Genomic DNA, 26,514 nt, shown 5'->3' with positions numbered 1-26,514 from the left:
CCGTCGACCCGGGCGAACCGAGCGGGCCGCCGCCCGACCCGCCAGCGTCCGTACGAGCCGTCAAGGTCCGCTTGACGTGGCGGGCCGGGCGGCGGCCCGCTTCCCAGGAGGGCGGGTCGACGGCAGACAGTGATGGCGAGATTGGCCCGAGTTTCACCCGGTCAGGCCATATTGCAAGTCTCGTTAGGCTCTGACCATGAGAACCATGCACATCCTTGTGGGCATAGGCTATTGCGCTGTTGCGGTGCTCAATGCCGGAGTAGCCCTTGTCCTTCTGGTTCTCGCGCGAAGGTCATCGCAGGTAGTCATGTGGCGTGGTCGGCAGATCCGTAACGCAACGCTGCGTGCTTCCACCTCGCTCTGTGTAGCCGTGGTATTCGGCGCAATAGGTGTAGACCATTTGCTGCCCGGCCCTTCCAACATCACCGCTGGCCTAATCACAGGAATCTTGATGCTTGCGGTGCTTGCCGCAGCACTGACCTTCGAAGTTATCAGGCACCGCCGGCTGCGCAGCGGGCCGAACGTTGTTCCTTGAACACGCTGCCCCACGTCCGTGCCCGATCCGTGCCCGATGCAGCGGTCAACGTCGGTTAGTAGAAGCCCGTGGCGGAGCTTGGCCGAGTCGCCCGTGCTTTCATGACCAGTCAGCACCGCACCCGGCGGCCGTGATTCAAGCCGATTCCCAAGCTGGTAGTAAGCGTCAGCCTGCGGCCCGTACTCTGATCAAGTGCATGCAGCGCCGGATGAGCTTCTGGAGTTGAACGTTGTGGACGGGGCTGGCCGCGCCACGAAAGTCGGCGTCGCCATCCATGGCGTGACCGGAGCACGAGTCGTCGTAACCCGTGGGGACCGCGTGTGGGAGGCCGAGGGCGAAGACTTGCTCGTCTGCCTCGTCAACGTGCGCCAGCAGTTGGAAGCTGACGGCCTGAATCTCTGCTGTCAGGGAGCGAGGCCGGACGTCTGGCCATCCGGCCAGCTCAGGCAGTTCACCAATGGCCGCTTCGGATACATTCTCGCCTCGCCATCGATCGGCAGGGCGCCGGAAACGGTCGACCTGTTCGCTCCCGCTGATGTCGGGGAAATCGGCACGGTCGAGGAGCAGCGTGCTGCCGTCTTCCGGTTCCATGGACTGCGGCAGTCGTGAAGACCAGCCTGGATGACTAACTGAGTGACGATCAGGGCGTACCCGGTGGTACGTCCGTGGACAGCGGCGGACGTAAGTGCCGGGGTGCGACGCGGAACCTTGCAGGTCGATGCGTCCTGATCGTTGCCTAGGGGTCAAGGAGTCACTGAGGCGCGAGCCGGTGGCCCTGCTGCTGTCGACAGCAACGGTGACAGCAACAGGACCGGACACGGAGAGCCGGGTATGGAGGGCTACGGATCAGCGCCCGACGTCAGAGACGTGTACGGACAGGGCTGGACGGAGCGCCCAGAACTTACAAGCGAGGGGTCAGAGCGGACGCGTGCCGGCTTCGGGCGGGTCAACGAGGACCAGGTCCCGGCCGCCACTAGGCCGTCTGAAGCCGATCGCGGGCGACCAACGACGACCATTGATGACGACGTCTGCCCAGGTAACAAGGCGTGGTCGGCCCGATCACCAGGCCGGCCTCGGTCGCCTTACCTGTAATTGGTGAACTGGAGGGCGAGACCGAAGTCCTCGCTCTTGAGCAGCACGATGACGGCCTGGAGGTCGTCCTTCTTCTTGCCGGTGACCCGCAACTGGTCGCCCTGGATCTGCGCCTGAACGCCCTTTGGGCCCTCGTCGCGGATCTTCTTGCTGATCGCCTTCGCCTTGTCCGACTCGATGCCCTGGATCACCTTTGCATCGATCTTGAAGACCTTGCCCGAGGCGCGCGGTTCCCCCGCGTCCAGCGACTTCAGCGAGACGTTCCGCTTGACCAGCTTCTCCTTGAAGACATCCAGGGCAGCCAGGACCCGCTCCTTGGTCTCCGCCTGGAGGCTGATCGCCTCGTCGCCCGACCAGGAGATCTCCGCGCCGGTGCCCCGGAAGTCGAACCGCGACGCCAACTCCTTCTCCGCCTGGCGGAGGGCGTTGTCGACCTCCTGCCGGTCGACCTTGCTCACGATGTCGAACGACGGGTTCGCTGCCATGCTGATACTCCTGCTGTCCGGCGGTCAGTGCACGTACGTGTCGCCCGCTGACCAGCGGCACGACCCCCTGACGGTACCCGGTTGCGCCGGCACCGGGAGCAACCGCTATCCTTGGCTCCGCTGCCGCGCATAGCGCGGCGGTGACGCCCTGGCGGGTTGCCCGAGCGGCCAATGGGAGCGGACTGTAAATCCGTCGCGAAAGCTACAGAGGTTCGAATCCTCTACCCGCCACCAGGTGCGATTGCGGCCCCTGACCAGCAGGAATGTTGGTTGGGGGTCGTTGTCGTTGATCTAGCCGAGTCCGGCTGAGTCCAGCCGTTGACGACTGGTTGTTGGCAGATCGCGGGCGGCCGATCTTGTTGGCTGAGGGTTCCTCTGAGGCTGCTGGTGATGCTTGCCCCGGGCCTGGCGCGGGTCATGCGCGTAGCGACCGGGCTGAGGGCTTGGCGCTGGGGCATGGCCGGCTGTGGAAGGTGGGCCGGGGGCAAGCCAGTCCCGCGGGGGTTGGACTGGCGCGGCAGTCGGAAGCCCCGCCCCGCGACCAGGCCGACCCGTTCGGCTCCGTACCGCCTAGCCGTGATCGTGCCGGCTCGTTGCATCAGCAGGTGAGGGGCGGCGGTCCGGCGGCAGCCGGTGGCTCTCCGCCCCGGCGCCGAAGGCAGCCGGGGCGGCTTGCCGCCGGCCGGGTTACCGCCCCGCATGCGGCGCCTCGGCTGAGGTAGCCCTACCGTACCGGCACTACGCCGAACTTTTCGATCATGAAGCGCCAGAACAGTGGTACCGCGTCCCCACTGGGACGAGCTATCACGTCGTCCCTGCCGGATACGGTCCGATGCTCGATCAGCACCGTGCCGGGGCCGACTCGTCCGGACGAGGGTGACCGAACAATCACCACCTCAATCGGCGGTTCCGGCACTGGACGAGCGGCCACAGCGAGGTCATGCATGGACGTGAGGGCCGCAAGCCGCGCGGCTCCCTCACATGCGATCACGCTTCCCACGATCTCGGCCATGTGTTGGAAGTCGGGGTGGCGCTGCGCGAGCTGACGGAACCAGGCATCTATGTCCCGCCACGGAACCTCTTCGAAGCGGTACCGCCAGGCACGGGACTCCACGCGCGGTGCATGCCACATCGTCCGATGCGGAGGGCTGGTGAGGCTGTACGGCAACGGTCGTCACCCTGCCCGGCCTTGCCCCCGCCGCCCCGGCCCTGGATGCTTCTCGACCGGGATCGCGGGCGGCCCGCATGGCGCTTGCCCCGCTCGGTCGACATGCTCAAGCAGATCGCGATCGAGTACGGCGTCTGCGTCCGCCCCCTGGCCATGCGCCGCACCGACTTGGACACCGGGCTGACCGAGGTCATCGACCTGCCCTGCGGTGCACCCGCGAGGACAAGTGCCCGCCGTGCGTCGAGAAGAACCGCCGGCTACGGCAGGCCCAGATCCGTGCGGGCTGGCACCGCGACGACGAACCCTACCCGGCCCGGAGCCGGCGACCGAGGCGCAGAAGTCACTGATCCTCTTCCGGGCACACCTGGAGTTCTCCCGTGACGAGGCGGTCCGCGCCGCCCAGTGGGACCAGGTTACCGACATCGACGAGGCCATCCGTACCTACACCGCCCCGGACGGCTCGACCTTCCGGCCGGCCGTCGATGTGGCTCACGCTCACCCTCGACTCGTACGGCCCGGCCCGCCCCGACGGTACTCCGGTCGACCCGACCGCTACGACTACCAGCGAGCGGCCTGGGACGCTGTGCACTTCCCTCGGCTGCTCGACCGGTTCTGGCAGGACCTCCGACGGTGCGAAGGCTGGAGCGTCCAGTACGCCGGGTGCGTCGAGCCGCAACGCCGACTCGCCCCACACGCGCACTTCGCCATTCCGCGGCACCATCCCCCGCAACGTGCTCCGCACCGTTGCCGCCGCGACCTGCCACCAGGTGTGGTGGCCGCGCGTCGACGTCCAGCGATACACCCTCGACCGGCTCCCCATCTGGAACGAGCAAGCCGCGGCATGAATCGACCCGGACACCCGCGAGTCGTTGACCACCTGGACGGAAGCCCTCGACGTTATCGACGACGACCCCGACGCCGAACCGGTGCATGTCGTCCGCTTCGGGCGCCCAGGTCGACGCCCGCGGCGTCATGCCCGGCACCGGCGACGCCGAGCGGACCATCCGGTACGTCACGAAGTACATCACCAAGAACACCGGCGACTGCCACAGGCGACCACCGACCGGCAACGGGCACACCTCGACCGGCTCTGGCAGCAACTCCGGGTCACCCCGTGCACCGACCGGTGCGCCAACTGGCTGCTCTACGCGCCCACCGAAGAAGGCGCACGCCAAGCTCAAACCCGGCCGCTGCAAGGGCAAGGTCCACCAACGCGACACCCTCGGCATCGGCGGCCGGCGCACCCTCATCCGGTGGCTCGGCGAGCTGGAACAGGACGCCGCATGAAGAGCTACGAGGTCCAGATCTGGGAGATCACCAAGCGCGCCGACCGGAAGGCACGGCCGTGGCGGGTCCGCTGGGCAGTGAGCGGCCAGCGTCACGAGGAGATGTTCCGTACCAGGGCGCTGGCGCACTCGTTCCGCGCCGAGCTGGTCCAGGCGGCCAACGCGGGGGAGCCCTCGACCCGGCCACCGGCCGCCCGGTCTCCGAGGCCAGAACCAAGAACCCCCCACCTGGTACGCGCACAGCCGCCCGTATGTCGAGGTGAAGTGGCCCCGGGCGGCGGCCAAGACTCGGTGGTCGATCGTCGAGGCGCTGACCTCCATCACGGTGACACTGACCCGGCCGACCAAGCGGGGTCGACCCAATGGCGCGTTGCTCCGTGAGGCGCTGTACCTCTACGGGCTCAACCCGCGCCGCTGGTCCGATGAGATTCCAGCCGAGCACGCGGCGGCGCTCGCTTGGCTGGAAACGACGTCCCTGCCGGTCGTCGAGCTGACTCGTCCGCGATGGTCCGCCGCGTTCACGACAGCCTCTGCTACGTCTCGACGGCAAGCCCGCGGCTGCCTCGACCGTCCAGCGGAAGCGGGCCACCTTCTCCAACGCGCTCGGGTACGCCGTCGAGCTGGAGCTGATCGACTCCAACCCGGTCGACCGTGTCCAGTGGACCGCCCCGAGGTCGCCCAGTCCATCGACCGCCGTGTGGTGGCGAACACGGCCCAGGTCGCCATGCTGCTGGGGGCGGTGAAATCTCTCGGCAAACGCGCCGACAAGGTGACGGCGTTCTTCGGCTGCCTCTACTACGCGGGTATGCGTCCCTCGGAAGCTGCCGATCTACGGCGGGAGGACTGCGACCTGCCCGGCCGGTGCGTCGACTGCGGGGCCGACTTCGACGACCTGGCGGCAGTCAGGCCCTCGGCGTCCTGCGACCACGAAAAGATCGAATACCGCTGGGTCCGCCCTGTGCTCGCCGGCACCTCCCCGCGCGCTGGCTCGCACTGGACCGATGACGGTGGCTCCCACGCGTGGCGCGGCCTCAAGCACCGGAGCCGGCAGGAAACCTGGGCGGTCCCCATTCCGCCCCGGCTCGTCGAGCTGCTGTACGGGCACGTTGACAACCACGGGGTCGGCTCGGATGGCCGCTTGTTCCGGGGCCTGCACGGTGGGACGCTCTCCGAGTCGGTCTACGACCGGTGGTGGAAGCTCGCCCGCGAGAAGGCACTGACCGATTCGCCGTTGGCCCGCCGGCCCTACGACCTGCGGCACGCTGCGGCCTCCCCCTGGCTGAATGCGGGCGTCCCGCCGACCGAGGTCGCCCGCCGCCTGGGCCACGGCGTCGCCGTCCTGCTCCGCGTCCACGCCAACTGCATCGACGGCGGAGACGACACCATGAACGACAAGATCGGCGGCGCGCTCGGATGCTGAGGATCGGTGGTTCAACGGCGTTACCTCGGCCGTCCGCTGTTCCGCGAGGCGGGTGGCGGAGCGGCAGGTAAGTGAGCTTAGGCTGACGCGATGTCGGCGGAACGTGGCGTTATCGACCTGGGCGAGCGGAGTCGACAGCCGGCGGCGCACACTCCTGACCGTCTTGTCGGCGGTCCGAAGCTGGGTGTGCGGCTGGTCGCTGCCTTCGCGGTCGGCGCTGTGCTTGGCGGTGTCGGTGTCAGCGAGCTGCGGAATTCGCGGAAAGAGCGGGAGCGGATCGCTTCGGTCTCGCTCGTGGCCTTACCTGCGTCCGGCGGTGGCGGAGGAGGCATGGTTGCCGAGGGCGTCCTTCTGATGGGTGGGCAACTCGTCGTCATCAACGCCGGCCCTGCGCCAGTCACGGTTCGTGCGGCTACCGGGCAGAGACCCGGTGTCGTGGTCCGTGACATCGGTCAGTCTCGGCTGCTACGCCCTGGCGGTACCGGCTGGATCGCTGTCGAGCTGCGTCTCGAATGCTCGATTGCGTTCGGGAGCGAGCCGTTGTCGATCCGACTCTCGGTCGAGACAGCCGACCGGCAGATGAGAGAGGTCAGCTATCCCGTCGCACTTATGGGAAGCGACTGGCACCGCAGTGCTGAACCAGCATGCGAGCACGTCCGCTGAGATCGTAGGTGGTGTACGTGTTCGATCGTCCCGTGGGCAAGGTCCGGGGCGTGGGCAGACGGTGGGCGCCGGGACGCGGAAGAACTCGGCGGCGGCGAGAAGCCGCAGCTCAGCAGATCCGGACGTCTGGGCGCCCCCTTCGACTGGAGCGAGCTTGTCCTATCCCCGTGCTCTACTCCGTCGTGCATGTCGTCGTCGCAGGCGCACTCGTTGCAAACGGCGCGGTCCTGCTGGTACACCGCAGGCCGACCAAACGGGCATACCCAGATGTCTGGGATCTGCCCGGGGGGCAAGTCGAAGCGGGTGAGTCGGAACTACAAGCCCTCGCGCGTGAGATGCACGAGGAGCTCGGTGTTCACATTGTGGCGGAGTCCGCTTCACGGTTGGGCGTCTTGCATACCAGCATTGGTGGGGACGCAGTTCACGTGGGCGTCTGGCAAATTGGAGACTGGGTTGGCTCTCCCACCAACCGTGCACCTGACGAGCATGACGACATCGGATGGGTCGGAATCAGCGAGCTGGGCAGCCTTCCCCTCGCGCATGGCGTCTTGGCGGCATTGGTTCGTTCTCTGCCTGAGTTTGAGTGGGCCCGCAGGCAGTCAGATGTCACCGACTGTAACCAGGGCCACCGAGAAGCCAAGGCCGACTGTCGTGCATGTGCTGGAACGGATTCGTCAAGCATCAGGTGGGACTAGACAGTTGTTGTCCCGCCACGGGAGATGCTTTACGCTCGCGTCCCACCACATGCTCTACGTCTGCGACTAATCACGCTCCGTGGGTTTCGGCACCCACGCGCGCAAAGTCCGCGACAGGTCGTGGCCCTACGGCCGGAGAACGTCCGCCCTGCTGTTGTCCTGCGTTCGGCTCTACAGGCCAATCGGATTCCACGCGACGTTGGGTATCCTGGAGGAGATGGCTGGGCCATACCAGCAGGATCAGGATGAGGACGCTCTCCTGAGGGCGCTTGACGCACTAGCGGCGAGCGAACCCGAATGGCTATTCGCCAGATTGGTACGGCGCGGCCAGGCCGGCGGCCCTCTACGTGCTGAGGCGTTGGAGTCGCGACCGCCTTCCCGCCTTGACGGCGTCATCTGACGAGACCGCCACCACCGTCGAGAATTCCATCGTCGCCGTGCTGTCGTCAGGCGGGGACCTGGCTCCCGAGCGGAGCCAACTACTGGACGTCACCGTTGCGGAGCTTCAGCGCCGCGTCCGGCGGACGATGCTGAGGATGGTCGGCATGCTCCCTGGCTCGTCGACTTGCACCGGCGCCTGCCGGCGGCGGCAGCGGTCCTGGATCACGGGTGTGGCTGCGGTGTGCGCGGTCGCCCGCTTTCTCGTCCACACTGGGCATCGCGTCACTGGCATCGACATCAGCGTCGTGCAGATCGAGCGAGCGCGCCGCCTGGTGCCTGCCGGGACCTTCCCTCGTGTCGACGCCACCCGGCTCGACGTGCCACCGGCCTCGGGCTGAGGACTACCGCCGAGAAGTTCGTTCCCGGGGGCGCGAGCGGGCACGCTTCCTTCTGGCCCGACGCCCATCAGTCTGACGAGTCGCCAGGTGGGGTGCTGCTCATGTCGGTTATGTGGCGGTATCCCAGCGGCCGGATGCCGCCATGTCGCCGACATGGCGGCGTAGTCCGCCCGGGCCGGGCCCGCCCGGCGTAGCCCGGCCCGGCCCGGCGCGGGTGGGCGGGGGGCCGACAGCGGCTTTGGGACGAAGGTCTCTTTCGATATCTCGTCCGCTGTGGTGTGCTGTTTGCGATGCGTGGCGCCAGGGGGCTGGAGCAAGCACTCAATTGAATTTCTGTGATTAGCGCGCTAGGTCCGAGTGTTCGCCAAATGAAGGACGGCGTGGAACGCGGGAACGCAGGGGTATCACCCCGCCAGGCAGGGCGTCCTGCCGATCGGTCGGACTTGCTGCCGTCCAGGCGGAGCCAGGCCGCTGAGGGCTTTGTTGCCCTCAGTGGGTGTGGCACCATCATGGAATCTTCACGCCCCCCGTGCTGCCCGTTTCGTGACAGGAGCCCCACAGATGCCTACTCAAAAGCTGGGTCGGCTGCTCGGCATGACCCTGATGCTCTTCGCGCTCGCCTCCGCCGCCGCCCCTGTCGCCGGTGTTCCGGCCTTGGGCGACCTGGTGAGCCTTGAGTTCGAGTGGAACTAGGTTCTTCGCGGTTCATGTGATACCCGCCGCCGCCCGGCCACCCACCGGGCGGCGGCGGCAGCGACCAGCCATCGGCGCGGAGTTCACTCTCGGTGACGACAGGGGAGCAGGATGACGAGCCGAGCGGCAGCCGTGCGGCGACGTGGGACGGACCTCGCCTGGCTGATCACCGGGCCGTTGGCGTTTCTCGCGGTCATCTGCTGCCTACTGATCGCGCTGGTCGCGGAAGACAAGCCGTACGGCAAGTGGGGCATGGGCCTGCTGCTGCTCACGGCCCTGGTAGCCGCCCATCTGCCGGTGCTGAGCTTCATCGTACGGCGGCAGACGCTCTCCGCCACGATCACCGAGATCCCGCTGGTCCTGGCACTCTATTATCTTCCGCCCCTGACCCTGGTGCTGGTGGCCACCCTGGCCGCCCTGATCGCCCAGCTACGGCGGCGGCTCGGCCCGGCCAAGTTCGCCTTCAACGTCGCCCGGTCCGCCGCGGCGACCTCGCTCGCCGGCCTGGTGCTGCTGGCGCTGCCCCCGATCCGGGGCGTGGGGCCCGGCACCTGGGGCATCCTCTTCGCGGCTGTCAGCACCATCACGCTGGTCACCCTCGCCGCCGTGGTCGGCGTGATCACGCTGCTCCAGGGCTGGCAGGCCGGGCTGGAGGTGGTCCGGACGTCCACCGTGCCGCTGCTCGCGGCGGCGGTGAACGCGACCGTCGGCCTGATCATCCTGCTCGCGCTGAAGGCCACCTACTGGTCGCTGTTGCTGCTCGGCGCGCTCGCGGTCACGGTGGCGCTGGTCTACCGGGCGTACGCCCAGTTCCTCCGCCAGCACCGCACGTTGGCCGACATCTACGAGCTGACCCGGGCGATGACCCGCAGCGGTCAGGACGGCACGCTGCCGGACGCGCTGCTCGGCCGGGTCCGCGCCCTCATGCAGGCCGAGTACGCCACCCTGTGGCTGCCCGCCCAGGGCCGGCACCCCGAGGTGTTGCTGACCGCCCGGATGGACGGGCGCGGCCTGCTCGACTTCTCGAAGATCCCGTCGGCGGTGCGGGAACGGGTCGTGCGACAGCGGCAGACCGTCGCGCTCGGCGCGCGGCTCGGCGGGGACCGGGAGCAGTTGGCCATGCTCCGGGCCGCGTCGACCAAGGATGCGATCGTCGTGCCGCTGCGCTCGGGCGAGGCGGTGATCGGCACCCTGGAGGTGGTCAACCGGCTCAGCGACGTCGGCCACTTCACCCCGGCGGACGTGCCGGTGATCGAGACCGTCGCCGCGCACGCGGCGGTGGCCCTGGAGAACTCCCGCCTGGTGGACCGGCTGCGCCACGACGCGTACCACGACACGCTGACCAAGCTGCCCAACCGGCGCCGGATCAGCGCGGCGCTCGACGAGGCCGTGAAGATCCGGGCCCCGGGCGAGGTGGTCGCGGTCCTGTTGTTCGACGTCGACGGGCTGCGGCAGGTCAACGAGTCGCTCGGCCACGCGGCCGGTGACCAGGTCCTCGCCGAGGTGGCCGTGCGGCTGCGCGCGTCCGCCCCCTCCTCGGCGTTGGTCGGCCGGGCCGGCGGCGACGAGTTCCTGGTGACGTTGCGGCTGGAGAACGCCGAGGCGGCGCTGGAGTTGGCGGCCCGGCTGCGCGAGGAGATCCGCGCCGAGATGGTCTTCGACGCGTTCACCCTGGACGTGGACACCGCAGTCGGGGTCGCCGTGCACCCGGACCACGGCAGCGACGCCGCGACCCTGCTGCAACGGGTCGACCTGGCCGCGATGGCGGCGAAGTCCATGCCCGGCAGCATCCAGTTGTTCAACCCGGCCCTGGAGTCCCGGTCGCTGCGCCGCCTCGGCCTCGCCGGCGACCTGCGCAAGGCCCTCGACGACGGCGCTCTGGAGGTCTACTTCCAGCCCAAGGTGACGTTGCGGGATCGCCGGCTGGTCGGGGTGGAGTGCCTGGCCCGCTGGGAGCATCCGGCGCACGGCGACGTCGCCCCAGAGGACTTCGTGGCGGTGGCGGAGCACACCGGCCAACTCGGCCGGCTCACCGAGGTGGTGCTCCGGGAGGGGCTGCGGCGCAGCCGGGACTGGTCGCACGCCCAACAGCCGCTCGCCGTCGCGGTCAACCTCTCCGCGCGTACGCTCACCGACCCGCACTTCCCCGACCGCGTGCGCGAACTGCTCGCCGAGTACGACGTACCCCCGCAGCGGCTCACCTTCGAGATTCGCGAGGCCGGGGTGCTGGATGGCACGGACCGCCCGATCCCGACCCTGCGCCGGCTGCGGGATCTCGGCGTTCGGCTCTCCGTGGACGACTTCGGTACCGGTTCCTCCTCGCTGGCCTATCTGCGCCGGCTGCCGGTGCACGAGGTGAAGGTGGACCGCTCCTTCGTGCAGGGCATGGCGACCGACCCGGGGGACCTGGCCATCGTCAACGCCGTGGTGACCCTCTCCCAGCAGTTCGGCCTCGCGGTGGTGGCCGAGGGCGTGGAGAGCGAGCTGACCCTGGAGCTGCTCCAGGACATCGGCTGTGAGATCGGCCAGGGTTTCCTGTTCAGCCGGCCGCTGCCGTACGAGCGGCTGGAGGCGTGGTTCGGGGCTCAGTTGGAGTCCGAGGCGCTCGTCGGCCCGGACGTCAGGCGGCTGCGCATCGTCCCCTGATCATGGCGGTTGGCGCCCCTGATCTGGGAGGACGTTGCGACGCGCGGCAGCGGGGGGATCCGATTTCACCTCCGGCGCGGGGCCGTGTAGTCTTACCTCTGCGCGGCCACCGAGTGATCGTGCAGGCCCCCTTAGCTCAGTCGGCAGAGCGTCTCCATGGTAAGGAGAAGGTCTACGGTTCGATTCCGTAAGGGGGCTCAGAGGGTCCGGCTGGACCCGCCACGGCGGTGTAGCTCAGATGGCAGAGCAAGCGGCTCATAATCGCTGTGTCGCCGGTTCAAGTCCGGCCACCGCTACTCTCGTCCTCCGGGCCAGCTTCCGGTGGTCGATGGGATGGGCGCCATGGGCGCCCACTTTGCATGTCCGCGTCGCCAGCGCGTAGGCTGAGGCGCTGTAGTTGTTGACCGTTAGCGAGGAAGGCACTCCGCCGTGGCGAAGGCTACCGATGTCCGGCCGAAGATCACTTTGGCGTGTGTGGAGTGCAAGGAGCGCAACTACATCACGCGCAAGAACCGCCGCAACGACCCGGACCGCATCGAGCTGAAGAAGTTCTGCCCCCGGGACGGTCGGCACACGGTCCACCGCGAGACCCGCTGATCCACCACCGGCTCGCGCCGGTCAGCACGACACCCGATCGCCGATCCGGAGCGGGCGCGCGGCCTCGCGGCCGACCGTCCGCCCCCGGGTCGGCTTTCGTGCATTCCGTGTAGGTTCTCGGGCATGCCCTTGGACCCGTCCTTCGTCGGCCGGACCTATCCGCCGACCGCCCCCTACCAGGTGGGCCGTGAAAAGATCCGCGAGTTCGCCACCGCGATCGGCGCTGCCCACCCGGCGCACCACGATCCGGAGGCCGCCCGCGCGCTCGGGCACCCGGACGTGGTCGCCCCGCCGACCTTCCCCGTGGTGCTCACCATGGCTGCCACCCAGCAGATCGTCGACGATCCGGCTCTCGGGGTCGACTACAGCCGGGTGGTCCACGGCGACCAGCGCTTCGCCTACACCCGGCCGGTGGTGGCCGGCGACGAGCTGGTCTGCGTGAACACCATCGAGGACATCAGCAGCCGCAGCGGGCACGACTTCCTGACCACCCGCACCGACGTGAGCACGGCCGCCGGCGAGCCGGTGGTCGCCGTCTGGTCCAAGATCGTCGTACGCGGGGAGGCCTGACATGGAGCTGCCCACCAAGACCTTCCGGGTCACCCGGGCCGATCTGGTCCGCTACGCGGGCGCCTCGGGCGACTTCAATCCGATCCACTGGAGCGACCGGGTCGCCACCAAGGTCGGCCTGCCCGGGGTGATCGCACACGGCATGTTCACCATGGCCCTGGTCGGCCGGGCGGTCGCCGAGTGGGCCGGCGCGCCCGACGCGGTGGTCGACTACGGGGTCCGGTTCGCCCGTCCGGTGGTCGTCCCGGACGACGACGCCGGCACCGAGATCGAGGTGAACGCGAAGGTCCGTGAGGGCGCCGGGGAGGGCCTGACCAGGATCGACATCACCGCGACGTGCCAGGGCGAGAAGGTGCTCTCGCAGGCCCGGGCGGTGATCCGGACGCCCCGCTGAAGGGTTTCCGCCACGCGGGTGGGCAGACAGGTTGGGAAAGTCGCGCCGCTACCCGTACACTGGTCCGCCGTGGGGCAAGTGACCCCGCCCGGTGCGTCATGGCCGGGTTGGGCGAGCGTTGCCACACAGGGGTGTAGCTCAATTGGCAGAGCAGCGGTCTCCAAAACCGCAGGCTGCAGGTTCAAGTCCTGTCACCCCTGCGCCTCAGGCCTGACCGTTCCCGTGGGTCGCGCCGCCAACCGGCGGCGTCCGGCCCGTGGTGGTGGCATCGGCGGGGTGGGTTCCGAGGCATCGGGCCCGTCCGTTGAACCGCCGGCCGCGGCCCCGTCGCGGGACGGTTGGCCCGGCCGGCGTGACCAGCGCCGCGTACGCCGCACCGGCGTGCGACCCGATTCCCGCGACGGAGGGCGAAGTGGCCGAGAACAAGCGGCGCAGCGAGGACGCCGGCGACGACGACCGTCTGAACGACGAGGTCGTCGACGACGTGGCCGCCGACGACGACGCCACCGATGCGGACGAGCCGGTCTCCCGTGGTGGCACGGCGACGCGGGCGCGGGCCAAGGCCGAGTCGGCCGACGAGAGGAAGACCCGCAAGGACACCGAGCGGGTGGGGCTGTTCGCCCGCATCGCGCGGTTCTTCCGCGAGGTCGTGGCCGAGCTGCGTAAGGTCATCTGGCCAACCCGCAAGGAGCTGCTGACCTACACCGCGGTAGTGGTCACCTTCGTCGCTGTGATGCTGACGATCGTGGCCGGCCTGGACTTCGCCTTCGCGAAGGGCGTGCTGTGGGTCTTCGGCAACCCCAGCTGACCGGCTGATCAAGCCGATAGTGACGGAAGTGAGCGAGCGTGCCTGAGTACGACGAGACCGCCGAGACCATGGACGAGCAGTCCGCGGTGGCGACGGCGGCCAACGATGAGTCGGTCGAGGCCGCCAGCGAGCCGGACTTTCCGACCACCGAGCCTGCTCCGGACGAGGAGTACGACCCGGTGGCGGAGCTGCGCCAGAAGCTGCGCTACGCGCCGGGCGACTGGTACGTGGTGCACTCGTACGCCGGTTACGAGAACAAGGTCAAGACCAACCTCGAGACCCGGATCACGTCCCTCGACATGGAGGACTACATCTACCAGGTCGAGGTGCCGACCCGGGAAGAGGTCGAGGTCAAGAACGGCAAGCGGTCCCAGATCCAGGCCAAGGTCTTCCCGGGCTACATCCTGGTCCGGATGGAGCTGACCGCCGAGTCGTACTCCTGCGTGCGGAACACCCCCGGCGTCACCGGCTTCGTGGGGGCGACCGACCGGGCCGACCGTCCCGCCCCGCTGAGCCTCGACGAGGTCCTCAAGTGGCTGGCCCCGACGGTCGAGACCGAGCAGAAGAAGGCCAAGCCCGAGGTCAAGGTCCTCGACTTCGAGGTCGGCGACTCGGTGACCGTCACCGACGGCGCGTTCGCCTCGCTGCCGGCGACGATCAGCGAGATCAACGCCGACCAGCAGAAGCTCAAGGTGCTGGTGTCGATCTTCGGTCGGGAGACGCCGGTCGAGTTGAACTTCAACCAGGTCACCAAGATCTGACGTTCCCTCTCGCCGGCGGTGGGCAGCGGCCCGTCGCCGGCGAGGTCGTTCCGCCCCCTCGCCCGACCTCGGCGTAGGGGGCGGTGGAGCGTTGCGCTACCCTAGAACGTCGGCTGTCGCATCGCGCTGACCGTGCGCGCCCTCGGCCGGCACCTTTCCAGTTCCAAGCCCCAGGAAGAGACATGCCTCCGAAGAAGAAGCTCGTCAAGACTTTCACGCTTCAGCTGAAGGCGGGCCAGGCCACGCCGGCGCCGCCGGTCGGCCCCGCGCTCGGCCAGCACGGCGTGAACATCATGGAGTTCTGCAAGACCTACAACGCGCAGACCGAGTCCCAGCGGGGCGACATCGTTCCCGCCGAGATCAGCGTGTACGAGGACCGCAGCTTCACCTTCGTCCTGAAGACCCCGCCCGCCGCCCGGCTGCTGATCAAGGCCGCCGGTGTGCAGAAGGGCTCCGGCGTCCCGCACAAGGAGAAGGTCGGCTCCGTCACCCGCGCCCAGCTGCGGGAGATCGCCGAGAAGAAGATGGTCGACCTCAACGCCAACGACATCGAGCAGGCTGAGAAGATCATCGCCGGCACCGCCCGGTCGATGGGCCTGACCGTCGCCGACTGACCTCGCCGCACCGCTTCAGCCGAAAAGTTCGTGGGAGGGCACGCGGACAGCCGCGGCCCGCCATAGACCACAGGAGTAACCAGAAATGCAGCGCAGCAAGACCTACCGCAAGGCCGCCGAGGTCATCGACCGGTCGAAGCTCTACACCCCGGCCGAGGCGGTCAAGATCGCCAAGGACACCACCAGCACCAAGTTCGACGCCACGGTCGAGGTCGCCATGCGCCTCGGCGTCGACCCCCGCAAGGCGGACCAGATGGTCCGCGGCACGGTCAACCTGCCGCACGGCACCGGCAAGACCGCCCGCGTGATCGTCTTCGCCGCCGGCGCGAAGGCCGAGGAGGCCGTCGCCGCGGGTGCGGACGAGGTGGGCACCGACGAGCTCGTCGCCCGGATCCAGGGCGGCTGGCTGGACTTTGACGCGGCGATCGCCACGCCGGACCAGATGGCCAAGATCGGCCGGATCGCGCGAATCCTGGGCCCGCGCGGCCTGATGCCGAACCCGAAGACCGGCACGGTGACCATGGACGTCACCAAGGCCGTCGCGGACATCAAGGGCGGCAAGATCACCTTCCGGGTGGACAAGCACTCCAACCTCCACCTGATCATCGGCAAGGCCTCCTTCTCCGAGACCCAGCTGATCGACAACTACGCCGCCGTCCTCGACGAGGTGCTGCGGGCCAAGCCCTCGGCGGCGAAGGGCAAGTACCTGAAGAAGGTCACCCTCACCACCACGATGGGTCCGGGCGTGCCGGTCGACCCCAACCTGATCAAGAACCTCCAGGAGGGCGCCGAGGCCTGAGCATCACCGCCTCACCGGGGCCCCGCCACGACTCGTGGCGGGGCCCCGTTCGTCTGTCGGATGTGGCACGCTCGCGACGAGCCCTGGGAGGGCCTGGACGCCGCCGCGCGGGACCTGGTCCCCGCCCTGATCGACGAGGTGCTGGCGGCTGGTGGGTCGGTGCTGGTCAGCGACCACCGGGGCGAGACCGCGCGGCTGCCGGGCGCCGCGCTGGACGGTCGCCGACGGCACCGTCACCGCGGGCTCGGCACGGTCGCCGTCGCGCTGGTCTTCTCCTGGCTGGTGGGCGGGGTGACCAGCCAGGGGGGAGCCGGGCGGCCGGTCGGTGGCCGCCGGCGTGGCCCTCGGCGTCTGGGCGCACCTGCTCGCCATGCCGGCCGCGGTGGCGCTCGGCGCGCTGGCCAGCCGGGCCGTGACGGGCACCGCCGCGCCCGCGCCTGAGGGCCCGGGCACCGGGAGAGTGACGGGGCGCACCCGGGGGCGATTTGGTGTTCACGGGGCGTGTCGCGTAACCTTGCGGCGAAGTACCACCCAGAGACCGCTGGTCACCGTGCTCCGGCACGGTCGAAGGTCCCGATCCGACGGGCGACCCGCGCAGGGCGGCAAGCGAAACTCGGCTGTGTTCCCGTGGTCCGCCGACCACGGAGCGACGGTCGGCCCTCGCCCCGTGCGCCCTGCGCCGGGGCTTTTCTCGTTGTCGCGGCCCTCCGATACCCGGAAGCCCACCCGGCTTCCCGGTGGATCAGCCTGGAGCAACGAGAGAGGAGGGACATGGCGGACAAGCCGATCCGGGCCGACAAGGCCACGGCCGTCGCTGAGCTGACCGACAGCTTCCGCAACGCGGGCGCTGCGGTGCTGACCGAGTACCGTGGTTTGACGGTTTCCCAGCTCACCCAGCTGCGGCGCTCGCTCGGCAAGGAGACCACCTACACGGTCGCGAAGAACACGCTGGCGAAGCGTGCCGCGGCCGACGCGGGTATCTCCGGCCTCGACGAGCTGTTCACCGGTCCTACCGCGCTGACTTTCGTTTCGGGCGACGTCGTCGAGGCGGCGAAGGGCCTTCGCGACTTCGCGAAGGCCAACCCGAAGCTCGTCATCAAGGGCGGCGTCTTCGAGGGCAAGGCCATTTCCGCGGCCGAGGTCACGAAGCTCGCCGAACTGGAGTCCCGCGAGGTGCTGCTGGCCAAGCTGGCCGGCGCGATGAAGGGCAACCTGAGCAAGGCCGCGGCCCTGTTCCAGGCTCCGCTCTCCAAGGCCGCCCGCGCGGCGGCCGCCCTGGCGGACAAGAAGCGCGAGCAGGAGGGCGTCGAGGCGGCCTGAGGCCGCGCGGCGCACCCACGTTCTTAGTCAACCGTTAGAAAGGACGCCAGCCATGGCGAAGCTCAGCACCGACGAGCTGCTCGACGCGTTCAAGGAGATGACGCTGATCGAGCTCTCTGAGTTCGTGAAGCAGTTCGAGGAGACCTTCGAGGTCACCGCGGCCGCCCCGGTCGCCGTCGCCGCCGCGGGTGCCGCCCCGGCCGCCGTCGAGGCCGAGCCGGAGAAGGACGAGTTCGACGTCGTTCTCGAGGCCGACGGTGGCAAGAAGATCCAGGTCATCAAGGTCGTGCGCGAGCTGACCGGCCTGGGCCTGAAGGAGGCCAAGGACGCGGTCGAGGCCGCGCCGAAGGCCATCCTCGAGAAGGTCAACAAGGAGACCGCCGACAAGGCCAAGGCCAAGCTCGAGGGCGAGGGCGCCAAGGTCACCCTCAAGTAATTGAGGTAGGACTCAGGCGTGCCGGCTCAGCTCACGTGAGCCTGGGCACATCGCGTCGCGGCGGGCGGTGATCCGAATTTGGGTCACCGCCCGCTGTGTTGGTGTCGTGACTCCCTGACAGCGTCGTGAGCAGGGGCGGCTTCGCTTCGCGTCCAGCGGCGCGGGGCGCCGGGCGGTCGCCCACCGGTGGGAAACACCTGTCGCGCACGAGACCGGCCCTTGACGCGGCCCCTGGCTGCCAGGCACGCTGACACAGCAAGACCTTCCGCGCTTGCGACGGCCACCCTCCGGGTAGTGGCAGCGGCGGCACCACCGTCCGCAGCACCCGGGTGGTCTGTGGGTATGCCGCGTTCCGAGCGGCCCGGTGAGGCCCCGTTTCGGGGGCCCCGAGGCACGTTCCGCGACGACCTGCGGGTTGGGCTGGACAGCGGTTAGCCTCTCGGCTACACTGCTAGTTTGCGCTGCCTTCCGACTTGACCCCTGCGCAGAAATGTCCGATTACGGGTATTTCTGGTGGGGTCATTGGAGTGCACGCGTACCAGCCGTTCTGCAGCACCGGTCCTCGGAAGGACGCATCTTGGCAGCTTCCCGCCCTGCGAAGACCAGTCGTACGTCGAGCGCTTTCGCACCTCGCCGAGTCTCATTCGGCAGGATCACCGAACACCTCGAGGTCCCCAACCTCCTCGCCATCCAGAACGAGTCCTTCGACTGGCTCGTCGGCAACGAGGCTTGGCAGGGCCGGTCGGCGGACGACCCGCACGCACGCTCGGGTCTCGCGGAAATCCTCGACGAGATCAGTCCCATTGAGGACTTTTCTGGCACTATGTCGCTCTCCTTCTCGGCGCCGCGCTTCGACGAGGTCAAGGCCTCGATCGAGGAGTGCAAGGAGAAGGACCTGACCTACTGCGCCCCGCTGTTCGTGACGGCGGAGTTCACCAACAACACCACTGGCGAGATCAAGAGCCAGACGGTGTTCATGGGTGACTTCCCGATGATGACGCCCAAGGGCACGTTCATCATCAATGGCACCGAGCGCGTCGTGGTCAGCCAACTCGTCCGGTCCCCGGGCGTCTATTTCGACAAGCAGCCGGACAAGACCTCCGACCGCGACCTTTCCAGCGTCAAGGTCATCCCGAGCCGGGGTGCCTGGCTGGAGTTCGACATCGACAAGCGCGACACGGTCGGCGTCCGCATCGACCGCAAGCGCCGGCAGGCCGTCACGGTCCTACTCAAGGCAATCGGTTGGTCGGCCGAGCGGATCCGCGAGAAGTTCGGCTGGTCCGAGCTGCTGATGACGACGCTCGAGAAGGACCACATCGCCGGCCAGGACGAGGCGCTGCTCGACATCTACCGCAAGCTCCGCCCTGGCGAGCCGCCGACTCGCGAGAACGCCCAGACCCTGCTCGACAACCTCTTCTTCAACCCGAAGCGGTACGACGTCGCCAAGGTCGGTCGGTACAAGTTCAACAAGAAGCTCGAGCTGAGCGTGCCGATCACCACCGGCACGCTGACCGAGGACGACATCGTCGCCACCGTGGAGTACCTGTGCCGGCTGCACGCCGGCGAGGACGGCTACGAGGCCGACGACATCGACCACTTCGGCAACCGGCGCCTGCGCACCGTGGGCGAGCTGATCCAGAACCAGGTGCGCGTCGGCCTGTCTCGGATGGAGCGGGTCGTCCGCGAGCGGATGACCACCCAGGACGTCGAGGCGATCACGCCGCAGACCCTGATCAACATCCGCCCCGTCGTGGCGGCGATCAAGGAGTTCTTCGGCACGTCGCAGCTGTCCCAGTTCATGGACCAGACCAACCCGCTGGCGGGCCTGACCCACCGGCGCCGGCTGAGCGCGCTCGGCCCGGGTGGTCTGTCCCGGGAGCGGGCCGGCTTCGAGGTCCGCGACGTGCACCCGTCCCACTACGGCCGGATGTGCCCGATCGAGACGCCGGAAGGCCCGAACATCGGCCTGATCGGCGCGCTCTCCACCTTCGCCCGGGTCAACCCGTTCGGCTTCATCGAGACGCCGTACCGGAAGGTCGTCGACGGTCGGGTCACCGACCAGATCGACTACCTGACCGCGGACGAGGAGGACCGGTTCGTCAAGGCGCAGGCCAACGCGCCGCTGAAGGCCGACGGCACGTTCGTCGAGGACCGCGTCCTGGTCCGCCGTAAGGGTGGCGAGACCGAGGACGTCGCCCCGGGCGCCGTGGACTACATGGACGTCTCGCCGCGGCAGATGACCTCGGTCGCGACCGCGATGATCCCGTTCCTTGAGCACGACGACGCCAACCGGGCGCTGATGGGCGCGAACATGCAGCGCCAGGCGGTGCCGCTGGTCAAGGCGGAGTCGCCGCTGGTCGGCACCGGCATGGAGTACCGCGCCGCCGTCGACGCCGGCGACGTGGTCGTGGCCGAGGTCGGCGGTGTCATCGAGGACCTCTGCGCCGACTACATCACCATCCACCAGGACGACGGCCACCGCCGGACGTACCTGCTGCACAAGTTCCGCCGCTCCAACGCCGGCTCCTGCGTCAACCAGAAGCCGGTGGTCTTCGAGGGTGACCGGGTAGAGGCCGGCCAGGTCATCGCCGACGGTCCCTGCACCGACGAGGGCGAGATGGCGCTCGGGCGCAACCTGCTGGTGGCGTTCATGTGCTGGGAGGGCCACAACTACGAGGACGCGATCATCCTGTCGCAGCGCCTCGTGCAGCAGGACGTGCTCACCTCGATCCACATCGAGGAGCACGAGGTCGACGCGCGGGACACCAAGCTCGGCCCGGAGGAGATCACCCGGGACATCCCGAACGTCAGCGAGGAGATGCTCGCCGACCTCGACGAGCGCGGCATCATCCGGATCGGCGCCGAGGTCGTCCCCGGCGACATCCTGGTCGGCAAGGTCACGCCGAAGGGCGAGACCGAGCTGACCCCGGAGGAGCGGCTGCTCCGCGCGATCTTCGGCGAGAAGGCGCGCGAGGTCCGGGACACCTCGCTGAAGGTGCCGCACGGCGAGACCGGCACGGTCATCGGCGTGCGGACCTTCTCCCGCGAGGACGGCGACGAGTTGCCCCCGGGCGTCAACGAGCTGGTCCGGGTGTACGTCGCCCAGAAGCGGAAGATCCAGGACGGCGACAAGCTCGCCGGCCGGCACGGCAACAAGGGCGTCATCTCGAAGATCCTGCCGATCGAGGACATGCCGTTCCTGGAGGACGGCACCCCGGTCGACATCGTGCTCAACCCGCTGGGTGTGCCGTCCCGGATGAACATCGGCCAGGTGCTGGAGACGCACCTCGGCTGGGTGGCCAAGACGGGGTGGAGCGTCGACGGCGACGACGCCGAGTGGAAGCGCCAACTGCGCTCCATCGAGGCGCACGAGTCCGAGCCGGACACCAACGTGGCCACTCCGGTCTTCGACGGTGCCCGCGAGGAGGAGATCTCCGGTCTGCTCGCGTCGACCCTGCCCAACCGGGACGGCAAGCAGCTGATCGGCTCCTCCGGCAAGGCGCAGCTGTTCGACGGTCGTTCCGGCGAGCCGCTGCCGGACCCGATCGCGGTCGGTTACATCTACATCCTGAAGCTCAACCACCTGGTCGACGACAAGATCCATGCCCGGTCGACCGGCCCGTACTCGATGATCACGCAGCAGCCGCTGGGTGGTAAGGCGCAGTTCGGTGGCCAGCGCTTCGGTGAGATGGAGTGCTGGGCGATGCAGGCGTACGGTGCCGCGTACGCCCTGCAGGAGCTGCTGACGATCAAGTCCGACGACGTCCTGGGCCGGGTGAAGGTCTACGAGGCGATCGTCAAGGGCGAGAACATCCCGGAGCCGGGCATTCCGGAGTCGTTCAAGGTGTTGCTCAAGGAACTGCAGTCGCTGTGCCTCAACGTCGAGGTGCTCTCCAGCGACGGTGTGGCCCTGGAGATGCGCGAGACCGACGACGAGGTGTTCCGGGCAGCGGAGGAGCTGGGCATCGACCTGTCCCGGCGCGAGCCGAGCTCGGTCGAAGAGGTGTGAGGTGGTGGTTCGGGCAGGGTGACCGGCTCCAGGCGGTCAGCTTGATCCTTCCGCCGGTCACCCTGCCCCGAACCCCCCGATTTAGCTAGCTTTAAAGACGACGACATAGGGGACATAGTGCTCGACGTCAACTTCTTCGACGAGCTGCGCATCGGTCTCGCCACCGCCGACGACATCCGTCAGTGGTCGCACGGCGAGGTCAAGAAGCCCGAGACGATCAACTACCGCACCCTCAAGCCGGAAAAGGACGGGCTCTTCTGCGAGAAGATCTTCGGTCCGCAGCGGGACTGGGAGTGCTACTGCGGTAAGTACAAGCGGGTCAGGTTCAAGGGCATCATCTGCGAGCGCTGCGGCGTCGAGGTGACCCGGTCCAAGGTCCGTCGGGAGCGGATGGGGCACATCGAGCTGGCCGCTCCGGTGACCCACATCTGGTACTTCAAGGGCGTGCCGAGCCGGCTGGGCTACCTGCTGGACCTCGCTCCGAAGGACCTCGAAAAGATCATCTACTTCGCCTCGTACGTCGTGACGAGCGTGGACGCCGAGTCGCGTCACCGTGACCTCTCGACGATCGAGAACGAGATCCTCGCCGAGAAGCGGCAGTCCGAGAACAGCCGCGACTCGGAGATCGAGAAGCGGGCCGCCAAGCTGGAGGCCGACCTGGCCGAGCTGGAGGCCGAGGGCGCGAAGGCGGACGTCCGGCGCAAGGTCAAGGAGGGCGGAGAGCGCGAGATGCGCCAGATCCGCGACCGGGCCCAGCGCGAGATCGACCGCCTGGACGAGGTGCTCGACACCTTCCGCAAGCTGGAGCCGAAGCAGCTCGTCACCGACGAGCTGCTCTACCGGGAGCTGCGCGACCGGTTCGGTGAGTACTTCACCGGCGGCATGGGTGCCGAGGCGATCAAGGCGCTCGTGCAGAACATGGATCTCGACGCCGAGGCCGAGAGCCTGCGCGAGACCATCCGCTCCGGCAAGGGCCAGCGGAAGATCCGGGCGCTCAAGCGGCTCAAGGTCGTCGCGGCGTTCCTGAACACCCGCAACTCGCCGCTCGGCATGGTGCTGGACTGCGTCCCGGTCATCCCGCCGGACCTGCGCCCGATGGTGCAGCTCGACGGTGGCCGCTTCGCGACCTCCGACCTGAACGACCTGTACCGCCGCGTGATCAACCGGAACAACCGCCTCAAGCGGCTGATCGACCTCGGCGCGCCCGAGATCATCGTCAACAACGAGAAGCGGATGCTCCAGGAGGCCGTCGACGCGCTGTTCGACAACGGCCGCCGGGGCCGGCCGGTCACCGGTCCGGGCAACCGCCCGCTCAAGTCGCTGTCCGACATGCTCAAGGGCAAGCAGGGCCGGTTCCGGCAGAACCTGCTCGGCAAGCGCGTCGACTACTCCGGCCGTTCGGTCATCGTGGTCGGCCCGAAGCTGAAGCTGCACCAGTGCGGCCTGCCCAAGCAGATGGCGCTGGAGCTGTTCAAGCCGTTCGTGATGAAGCGGCTGGTCGACCTCAACCACGCGCAGAACATCAAGTCCGCCAAGCGGATGGTCGAGCGGCAGCGGCCGGTCGTGTGGGACGTGCTGGAAGAGGTCATCGGCGAGCACCCGGTGCTGCTCAACCGCGCGCCGACCCTGCACCGCCTGGGCATCCAGGCCTTCGAGCCGCAGCTGGTCGAGGGCAAGGCGATCCAGATCCACCCGCTGGTCTGCACGGCGTTCAACGCCGACTTCGACGGCGACCAGATGGCGGTGCACGTGCCGCTGTCCGCCGAGGCGCAGGCCGAGGCGCGGATCCTGATGCTGTCGTCGAACAACATCCTCAAGCCGGCGGACGGCAAGCCCGTCACCATGCCCACCCAGGACATGGTCATCGGCCTGTACCACCTCACCCACCTCACCACCGGCGAGAAGGGCGAGGGCCGGGCGTTCAGCTCGGACGCCGAGGCGCGGATGGCGTTCGACGCCGGCGAGCTGCACCTGCAGGCGCCGGTGCGGATCCGCCTGCGCGGGCTGGTCGGGGTCGACAACGGCGCTGGCGCGCAGCCGTGGGTCGCGCCGGAGGGCTGGGTCGAGGGTGAGCCGCTCACCGTCGAGACCACCCTGGGCCGGGTGTTGTTCAACGAGACGCTGCCGCAGGGCTACCGCTTCGTGAACTACGAGATCCGCAAGGGTCAGCTCTCCGCGATCGTCAACGACCTCGCCGAGCGCTTCCCGAAGGTGGCCCTCGCGGCCACCCTCGACGGGCTCAAGGAGGCCGGTTTCCACTGGGCCACCTGGTCCGGCGTGACGATCGGCATGGAGGACGTCATCGCTCCGCCGCGCAAGCGGGAGATCCTGGAGCGGTACGAGAAGGAAGCCGACCGGATCGACAAGCAGTACCAGCGGGGTCTGATGACCGCCGAGGAGCGTCGCGGCGAGCTCATCGAGATCTGGACCAAGGCGACCAACGAGGTCGCCAAGGAGATGGACACCGCGCTGCCGCAGGAGAACCCGCTGTGGAAGATGATTAACTCGGGTGCCCGCGGTAACCTGCTCCAGCTCCGCCAGATCGCCGCGATCCGTGGTCTGGTGGCCAACCCGAAGGGCGAGATCATCCCCCGGCCGATCAAGGCCAGCTACCGGGAGGGTCTGTCCGTGCTGGAGTACTTCATCTCCACGCACGGTGCCCGTAAGGGTCTCGCCGACACCGCGCTGCGGACCGCCGACTCGGGTTACCTGACCCGTCGTCTGGTGGACGTCTCGCAGGACGTCATCATTCGCGAGGAGGACTGCGGCACCGACCGGGCCATCCCGATGCAGATCGGCGAGCGGCGCGACGGCAAGCTGTACGTCCACGAGCACGCCGAGACCAGCGTGCACGCCCGGACGCTGGCCGACGACATCAAGGGCCCGGACGGCAACATCGTCGCCCACCGGGGCCAGGACATCAACTCCATCCTGGTCGACGCGATCGTCGCTGCCGGAACGGAGACGGTGCGGGTACGCAGCGTGCTCACCTGCGAGTCGAAGCTGGGCGTCTGCGGGGCGTGCTACGGCCGCTCGCTGCCGACCGGCAAGACCGTGGATGTCGGCGAGGCGGTCGGCATCATCGCCGCCCAGTCGATCGGTGAGCCCGGTACGCAGCTGACGATGCGTACGTTCCACACCGGTGGTGTCGCAGGTGAGGACATCACCCAGGGTCTGCCCCGGGTCCAGGAGATCTTCGAGGCCCGCGTCCCGAAGGGCAAGGCGCCCATCGCCGACACCCCCGGCCGGATCCGGATCGAGGACGGCGAGCGGTCGCGGAAGATCATCGTGGTGCCGGACGACGGCTCCGACGACATCGTCTACGACAAGATCTCCAAGCGGGTCCGGCTGCGGGCCCACGACGGCGACCACGTCGAGGTCGGCGAGAAGCTCACCGAGGGCACCATCGACCCGCACGAGCTGCTGCGCATCCTCGGCCCGCGCGCGGTCCAGGTCCACCTGACCCAGGAGGTCCAGGAGGTCTACCGCTCGCAGGGTGTGCTCATCCACGACAAGCACATCGAGATCATCATCCGCCAGATGCTCAAGCGGGTGACGGTGATCGACTCCGGCTCGACCGAGTTCCTGCCGGGCGTGCTCGTCGACCGGGCGCTGTTCGAGTCGGAGAACCGCCGGCTCGTCTCCGAGGGCGGCGAGCCCGCCGCCGGTCGCCCGGTGCTGATGGGTATCACCAAGGCCTCGCTGGCCACGGACTCCTGGCTGTCGGCGGCCTCCTTCCAGGAAACCACCCGGGTGCTGACGGACGCGGCGATCCACGCCCGCAGCGACTCGTTGATCGGCCTCAAGGAGAACGTGATCATCGGTAAGCTCATCCCGGCCGGTACGGGCATCAGCAAGTACCGCAACGTCCGGGTCGAGCCGACCGAGGAGGCCAAGGCCAAGGTCTACTCGATGACCGGCTACCCGGAGACCGACTACGGCTTCGGGCCGGCCAGCGGGCAGGCCGTGCCGCTGGACGACTTCGACTTCGGGTCGTACCGCTAGATCACGCACTGACGACGAGGCCCCCGGTGAACCGCCGGGGGCCTCGTCGCGTCCCGTCAAGCGCGCAGGCGGCCATGGCGGCGACATGGCGGTGTCGCCCAGCCCCGGGATGCCACCATCTTCCGCAGCCGGCTGGGATCGTCGCCGAGGGCGGGCATGATGGAGGGCATGACGACCGCACCCGGGCAGGTGCCCGTCGCGCAGCCTGGGGCACGCCACCCGTTCGACCCGGACCCGGTGCGCTCCAGCAAGGCTCGAGCGGTCTTCGCCCTCGGCCTGATGGGCGCGCTGACCGGGCTCTTCGTCGGCGGGGTGGTGCCGGCCACGCTCGCTCTCGTGCTGGCTCGACAGGCCCGCCGGGAGGCGTACGCCTCGGGGGGCTTCCTTACCGGCGCGGCCTGGCTGCGGCGGGGGGAGCGGCTGGCCTGGACGGGGCTGGTCCTGGTGGCGGCGACCGTGGTGGTGGCCCTGGTGGTCGGCCTGGTCCGGATGGCCGGTGCACCGTTCGGGCACGACTACGCCCCGAACGTGGACTGACCGTCCCGGGGGCGGGTCGACGCGCGGCTACGGGGTTGGCGGGGCGGCGGTAGCCTGGCCGGTGTCCGTCGCGCGGTGGTGGGCGACGATCGGTGACAGGAGGCCCTCGTGACGGAACCGGCGCGGCCCTCGGGCGAGTCGGCGGAGGGAGCCACCGCGCTCCCAGGTCCGGTGGGGCCTCCGGCATCGCCGGAGGAGAGCC

General features: G+C 68.7%; 23 protein-coding genes, 4 tRNA genes and 1 pseudogene. 27 read left to right on the top strand and 1 reads right to left on the bottom strand.

Translation table 11 applies throughout. The annotated features are described in order from the left end of the window. The first annotated feature begins 196 nt into the window (after positions 1-196). Both E1258_RS11055 and E1258_RS11050 read left to right on the top strand, forming a co-directional pair. Complete coding sequence (locus tag E1258_RS11055; protein WP_132399272.1) at positions 197-535, top strand: hypothetical protein; 339 nt, start codon at positions 197-199, stop codon at positions 533-535. Between the two features lie 192 nt (positions 536-727). Beyond that, positions 728-1,144 carry a hypothetical protein gene (locus tag E1258_RS11050; RefSeq protein WP_132399270.1) on the top strand — a complete coding sequence of 139 codons (417 nt, stop codon included), beginning with the start codon at positions 728-730 and terminating at the stop codon, positions 1,142-1,144. A gap of 473 nt (positions 1,145-1,617) precedes the next feature. Here the strand turns inward: E1258_RS11050 and E1258_RS11045 are convergent, their stop codons facing one another. After that, positions 1,618-2,112, bottom strand: coding sequence for a YajQ family cyclic di-GMP-binding protein (locus tag E1258_RS11045; RefSeq protein ID WP_132399268.1), 495 nt, complete (start codon positions 2,110-2,112; stop codon positions 1,618-1,620). Between the two features lie 150 nt (positions 2,113-2,262). Here E1258_RS11045 and E1258_RS11040 point away from each other — a divergent pair. The 25 genes and pseudogenes from E1258_RS11040 (at position 2,263) to E1258_RS10920 (ending at position 26,312) form a co-directional block, all read left to right on the top strand. Further along, positions 2,263-2,346: transfer RNA gene (locus E1258_RS11040), tRNA-Tyr, on the top strand. Positions 2,347-3,488: 1,142 nt separating this feature from the next. After that, positions 3,489-3,971 (top strand): annotated as a pseudogene (locus tag E1258_RS35795) (replication initiator); the annotation flags it as partial. 239 nt (positions 3,972-4,210) lie between these two features. After that, the gene (locus E1258_RS35790; RefSeq protein ID WP_371688602.1) at positions 4,211-4,567 is read left to right on the top strand and encodes a replication initiator; all 357 of its coding nucleotides are present in this window, start codon (positions 4,211-4,213) and stop codon (positions 4,565-4,567) included. Positions 4,568-5,224: 657 nt separating this feature from the next. After that, the gene (locus E1258_RS34595) at positions 5,225-5,986 is read left to right on the top strand and encodes a tyrosine-type recombinase/integrase (protein ID WP_243715346.1); all 762 of its coding nucleotides are present in this window, start codon (positions 5,225-5,227) and stop codon (positions 5,984-5,986) included. Positions 5,987-6,076: 90 nt separating this feature from the next. After that, positions 6,077-6,649, top strand: a complete 573-nt coding sequence (locus E1258_RS11025; RefSeq protein ID WP_132399266.1) for a hypothetical protein — start codon at positions 6,077-6,079, stop codon at positions 6,647-6,649. A gap of 8 nt (positions 6,650-6,657) precedes the next feature. Then, positions 6,658-7,344 carry an NUDIX domain-containing protein gene (locus E1258_RS11020; RefSeq protein WP_371688601.1) on the top strand — a complete coding sequence of 229 codons (687 nt, stop codon included), beginning with the start codon at positions 6,658-6,660 and terminating at the stop codon, positions 7,342-7,344. 536 nt (positions 7,345-7,880) lie between these two features. Beyond that, positions 7,881-8,123 carry a class I SAM-dependent methyltransferase gene (locus E1258_RS11010; protein ID WP_132399262.1) on the top strand — a complete coding sequence of 81 codons (243 nt, stop codon included), beginning with the start codon at positions 7,881-7,883 and terminating at the stop codon, positions 8,121-8,123. A 561-nt stretch (positions 8,124-8,684) separates the two neighbouring features. Beyond that, a complete protein-coding gene (locus E1258_RS35380; protein WP_256370980.1) occupies positions 8,685-8,816 on the top strand; it encodes a hypothetical protein in 132 nt (43 codons plus the stop codon). Between the two features lie 111 nt (positions 8,817-8,927). After that, positions 8,928-11,462 (top strand): bifunctional diguanylate cyclase/phosphodiesterase, encoded by a 2,535-nt coding sequence (locus E1258_RS11005; RefSeq protein WP_132399260.1) that lies wholly within the window; start codon positions 8,928-8,930, stop codon positions 11,460-11,462. A gap of 125 nt (positions 11,463-11,587) precedes the next feature. Next, positions 11,588-11,660 (top strand) — tRNA-Thr (locus E1258_RS11000). Positions 11,661-11,685: 25 nt separating this feature from the next. Beyond that, positions 11,686-11,758 (top strand) — tRNA-Met (locus tag E1258_RS10995). 133 nt (positions 11,759-11,891) lie between these two features. Then, complete coding sequence (gene rpmG, locus E1258_RS10990; RefSeq protein ID WP_007073056.1) at positions 11,892-12,059, top strand: 50S ribosomal protein L33; 168 nt, start codon at positions 11,892-11,894, stop codon at positions 12,057-12,059. Positions 12,060-12,182: 123 nt separating this feature from the next. Continuing rightward, positions 12,183-12,629: a MaoC family dehydratase N-terminal domain-containing protein gene (locus E1258_RS10985; RefSeq protein ID WP_007073055.1), complete on the top strand. Its 447-nt coding sequence runs from the start codon at positions 12,183-12,185 to the stop codon at positions 12,627-12,629. Position 12,630: 1 nt separating this feature from the next. Further along, entirely contained in the window at positions 12,631-13,023 is a 393-nt protein-coding gene (locus E1258_RS10980; RefSeq protein ID WP_132399258.1) for a MaoC family dehydratase, read from the top strand. A 127-nt stretch (positions 13,024-13,150) separates the two neighbouring features. Next, positions 13,151-13,223: transfer RNA gene (locus E1258_RS10975), tRNA-Trp, on the top strand. Between the two features lie 212 nt (positions 13,224-13,435). Beyond that, positions 13,436-13,831, top strand: a complete 396-nt coding sequence (secE, locus tag E1258_RS10970) for a preprotein translocase subunit SecE (RefSeq protein WP_007073053.1) — start codon at positions 13,436-13,438, stop codon at positions 13,829-13,831. Between the two features lie 38 nt (positions 13,832-13,869). Beyond that, the gene (gene nusG / locus E1258_RS10965; RefSeq protein ID WP_132399256.1) at positions 13,870-14,592 is read left to right on the top strand and encodes a transcription termination/antitermination protein NusG; all 723 of its coding nucleotides are present in this window, start codon (positions 13,870-13,872) and stop codon (positions 14,590-14,592) included. A 182-nt stretch (positions 14,593-14,774) separates the two neighbouring features. After that, positions 14,775-15,206 carry a 50S ribosomal protein L11 gene (rplK, locus tag E1258_RS10960; protein WP_007073051.1) on the top strand — a complete coding sequence of 144 codons (432 nt, stop codon included), beginning with the start codon at positions 14,775-14,777 and terminating at the stop codon, positions 15,204-15,206. 85 nt (positions 15,207-15,291) lie between these two features. After that, positions 15,292-16,005: a 50S ribosomal protein L1 gene (rplA, locus tag E1258_RS10955; RefSeq protein ID WP_007073050.1), complete on the top strand. Its 714-nt coding sequence runs from the start codon at positions 15,292-15,294 to the stop codon at positions 16,003-16,005. Between the two features lie 60 nt (positions 16,006-16,065). Continuing rightward, on the top strand, positions 16,066-16,446 hold the full coding sequence (locus tag E1258_RS35785) for a hypothetical protein (RefSeq protein WP_371688600.1): 381 nt from the start codon (positions 16,066-16,068) through the stop codon (positions 16,444-16,446). Between the two features lie 330 nt (positions 16,447-16,776). Then, complete coding sequence (gene rplJ / locus E1258_RS10940; protein WP_132399254.1) at positions 16,777-17,325, top strand: 50S ribosomal protein L10; 549 nt, start codon at positions 16,777-16,779, stop codon at positions 17,323-17,325. Positions 17,326-17,377: 52 nt separating this feature from the next. Then, positions 17,378-17,761, top strand: coding sequence for a 50S ribosomal protein L7/L12 (gene rplL, locus E1258_RS10935; RefSeq protein ID WP_007073046.1), 384 nt, complete (start codon positions 17,378-17,380; stop codon positions 17,759-17,761). Between the two features lie 577 nt (positions 17,762-18,338). Next, entirely contained in the window at positions 18,339-21,770 is a 3,432-nt protein-coding gene (locus E1258_RS10930) for a DNA-directed RNA polymerase subunit beta (RefSeq protein ID WP_007073045.1), read from the top strand. Between the two features lie 117 nt (positions 21,771-21,887). After that, entirely contained in the window at positions 21,888-25,775 is a 3,888-nt protein-coding gene (locus E1258_RS10925) for a DNA-directed RNA polymerase subunit beta' (RefSeq protein ID WP_132399252.1), read from the top strand. Positions 25,776-25,943: 168 nt separating this feature from the next. After that, positions 25,944-26,312: a hypothetical protein gene (locus E1258_RS10920; RefSeq protein ID WP_132399250.1), complete on the top strand. Its 369-nt coding sequence runs from the start codon at positions 25,944-25,946 to the stop codon at positions 26,310-26,312. The last annotated feature ends 202 nt before the right edge of the window (positions 26,313-26,514 follow it).

Origin of the sequence: Micromonospora sp. KC207, from assembly GCF_004348615.1 — a bacterium.
Lineage (GTDB): Bacteria > Actinomycetota > Actinomycetes > Mycobacteriales > Micromonosporaceae > Micromonospora.
This window is presented reverse-complemented; position numbering and strand designations above follow the sequence as displayed.

What these genes read in the sequence shown, in the direction of transcription:
- E1258_RS35785 (WP_371688600.1), top strand. Translation starts at nt 16,066, where the DNA reads ATGTGGCACGCTCGCGACGAGCCCTGGGAGGGCCTGGACGCCGCCGCG.
- E1258_RS35790 (WP_371688602.1), top strand. Translation starts at nt 4,211, where the DNA reads ATGTCGTCCGCTTCGGGCGCCCAGGTCGACGCCCGCGGCGTCATGCCC.
- E1258_RS10985 (WP_007073055.1), top strand. Translation starts at nt 12,183, where the DNA reads ATGCCCTTGGACCCGTCCTTCGTCGGCCGGACCTATCCGCCGACCGCC.
- rplL (WP_007073046.1), top strand. Translation starts at nt 17,378, where the DNA reads ATGGCGAAGCTCAGCACCGACGAGCTGCTCGACGCGTTCAAGGAGATG.
- E1258_RS11025 (WP_132399266.1), top strand. Translation starts at nt 6,077, where the DNA reads ATGTCGGCGGAACGTGGCGTTATCGACCTGGGCGAGCGGAGTCGACAG.
- rplA (WP_007073050.1), top strand. Translation starts at nt 15,292, where the DNA reads ATGCAGCGCAGCAAGACCTACCGCAAGGCCGCCGAGGTCATCGACCGG.
- rplK (WP_007073051.1), top strand. Translation starts at nt 14,775, where the DNA reads ATGCCTCCGAAGAAGAAGCTCGTCAAGACTTTCACGCTTCAGCTGAAG.
- E1258_RS11055 (WP_132399272.1), top strand. Translation starts at nt 197, where the DNA reads ATGAGAACCATGCACATCCTTGTGGGCATAGGCTATTGCGCTGTTGCG.
- E1258_RS10980 (WP_132399258.1), top strand. Translation starts at nt 12,631, where the DNA reads ATGGAGCTGCCCACCAAGACCTTCCGGGTCACCCGGGCCGATCTGGTC.
- E1258_RS11045 (WP_132399268.1), bottom strand. Translation starts at nt 2,112, where the DNA reads ATGGCAGCGAACCCGTCGTTCGACATCGTGAGCAAGGTCGACCGGCAG.
- E1258_RS11005 (WP_132399260.1), top strand. Translation starts at nt 8,928, where the DNA reads ATGACGAGCCGAGCGGCAGCCGTGCGGCGACGTGGGACGGACCTCGCC.
- E1258_RS11010 (WP_132399262.1), top strand. Translation starts at nt 7,881, where the DNA reads ATGGTCGGCATGCTCCCTGGCTCGTCGACTTGCACCGGCGCCTGCCGG.
- E1258_RS10920 (WP_132399250.1), top strand. Translation starts at nt 25,944, where the DNA reads ATGACGACCGCACCCGGGCAGGTGCCCGTCGCGCAGCCTGGGGCACGC.
- rplJ (WP_132399254.1), top strand. Translation starts at nt 16,777, where the DNA reads ATGGCGGACAAGCCGATCCGGGCCGACAAGGCCACGGCCGTCGCTGAG.
- E1258_RS35380 (WP_256370980.1), top strand. Translation starts at nt 8,685, where the DNA reads ATGCCTACTCAAAAGCTGGGTCGGCTGCTCGGCATGACCCTGATGCTC.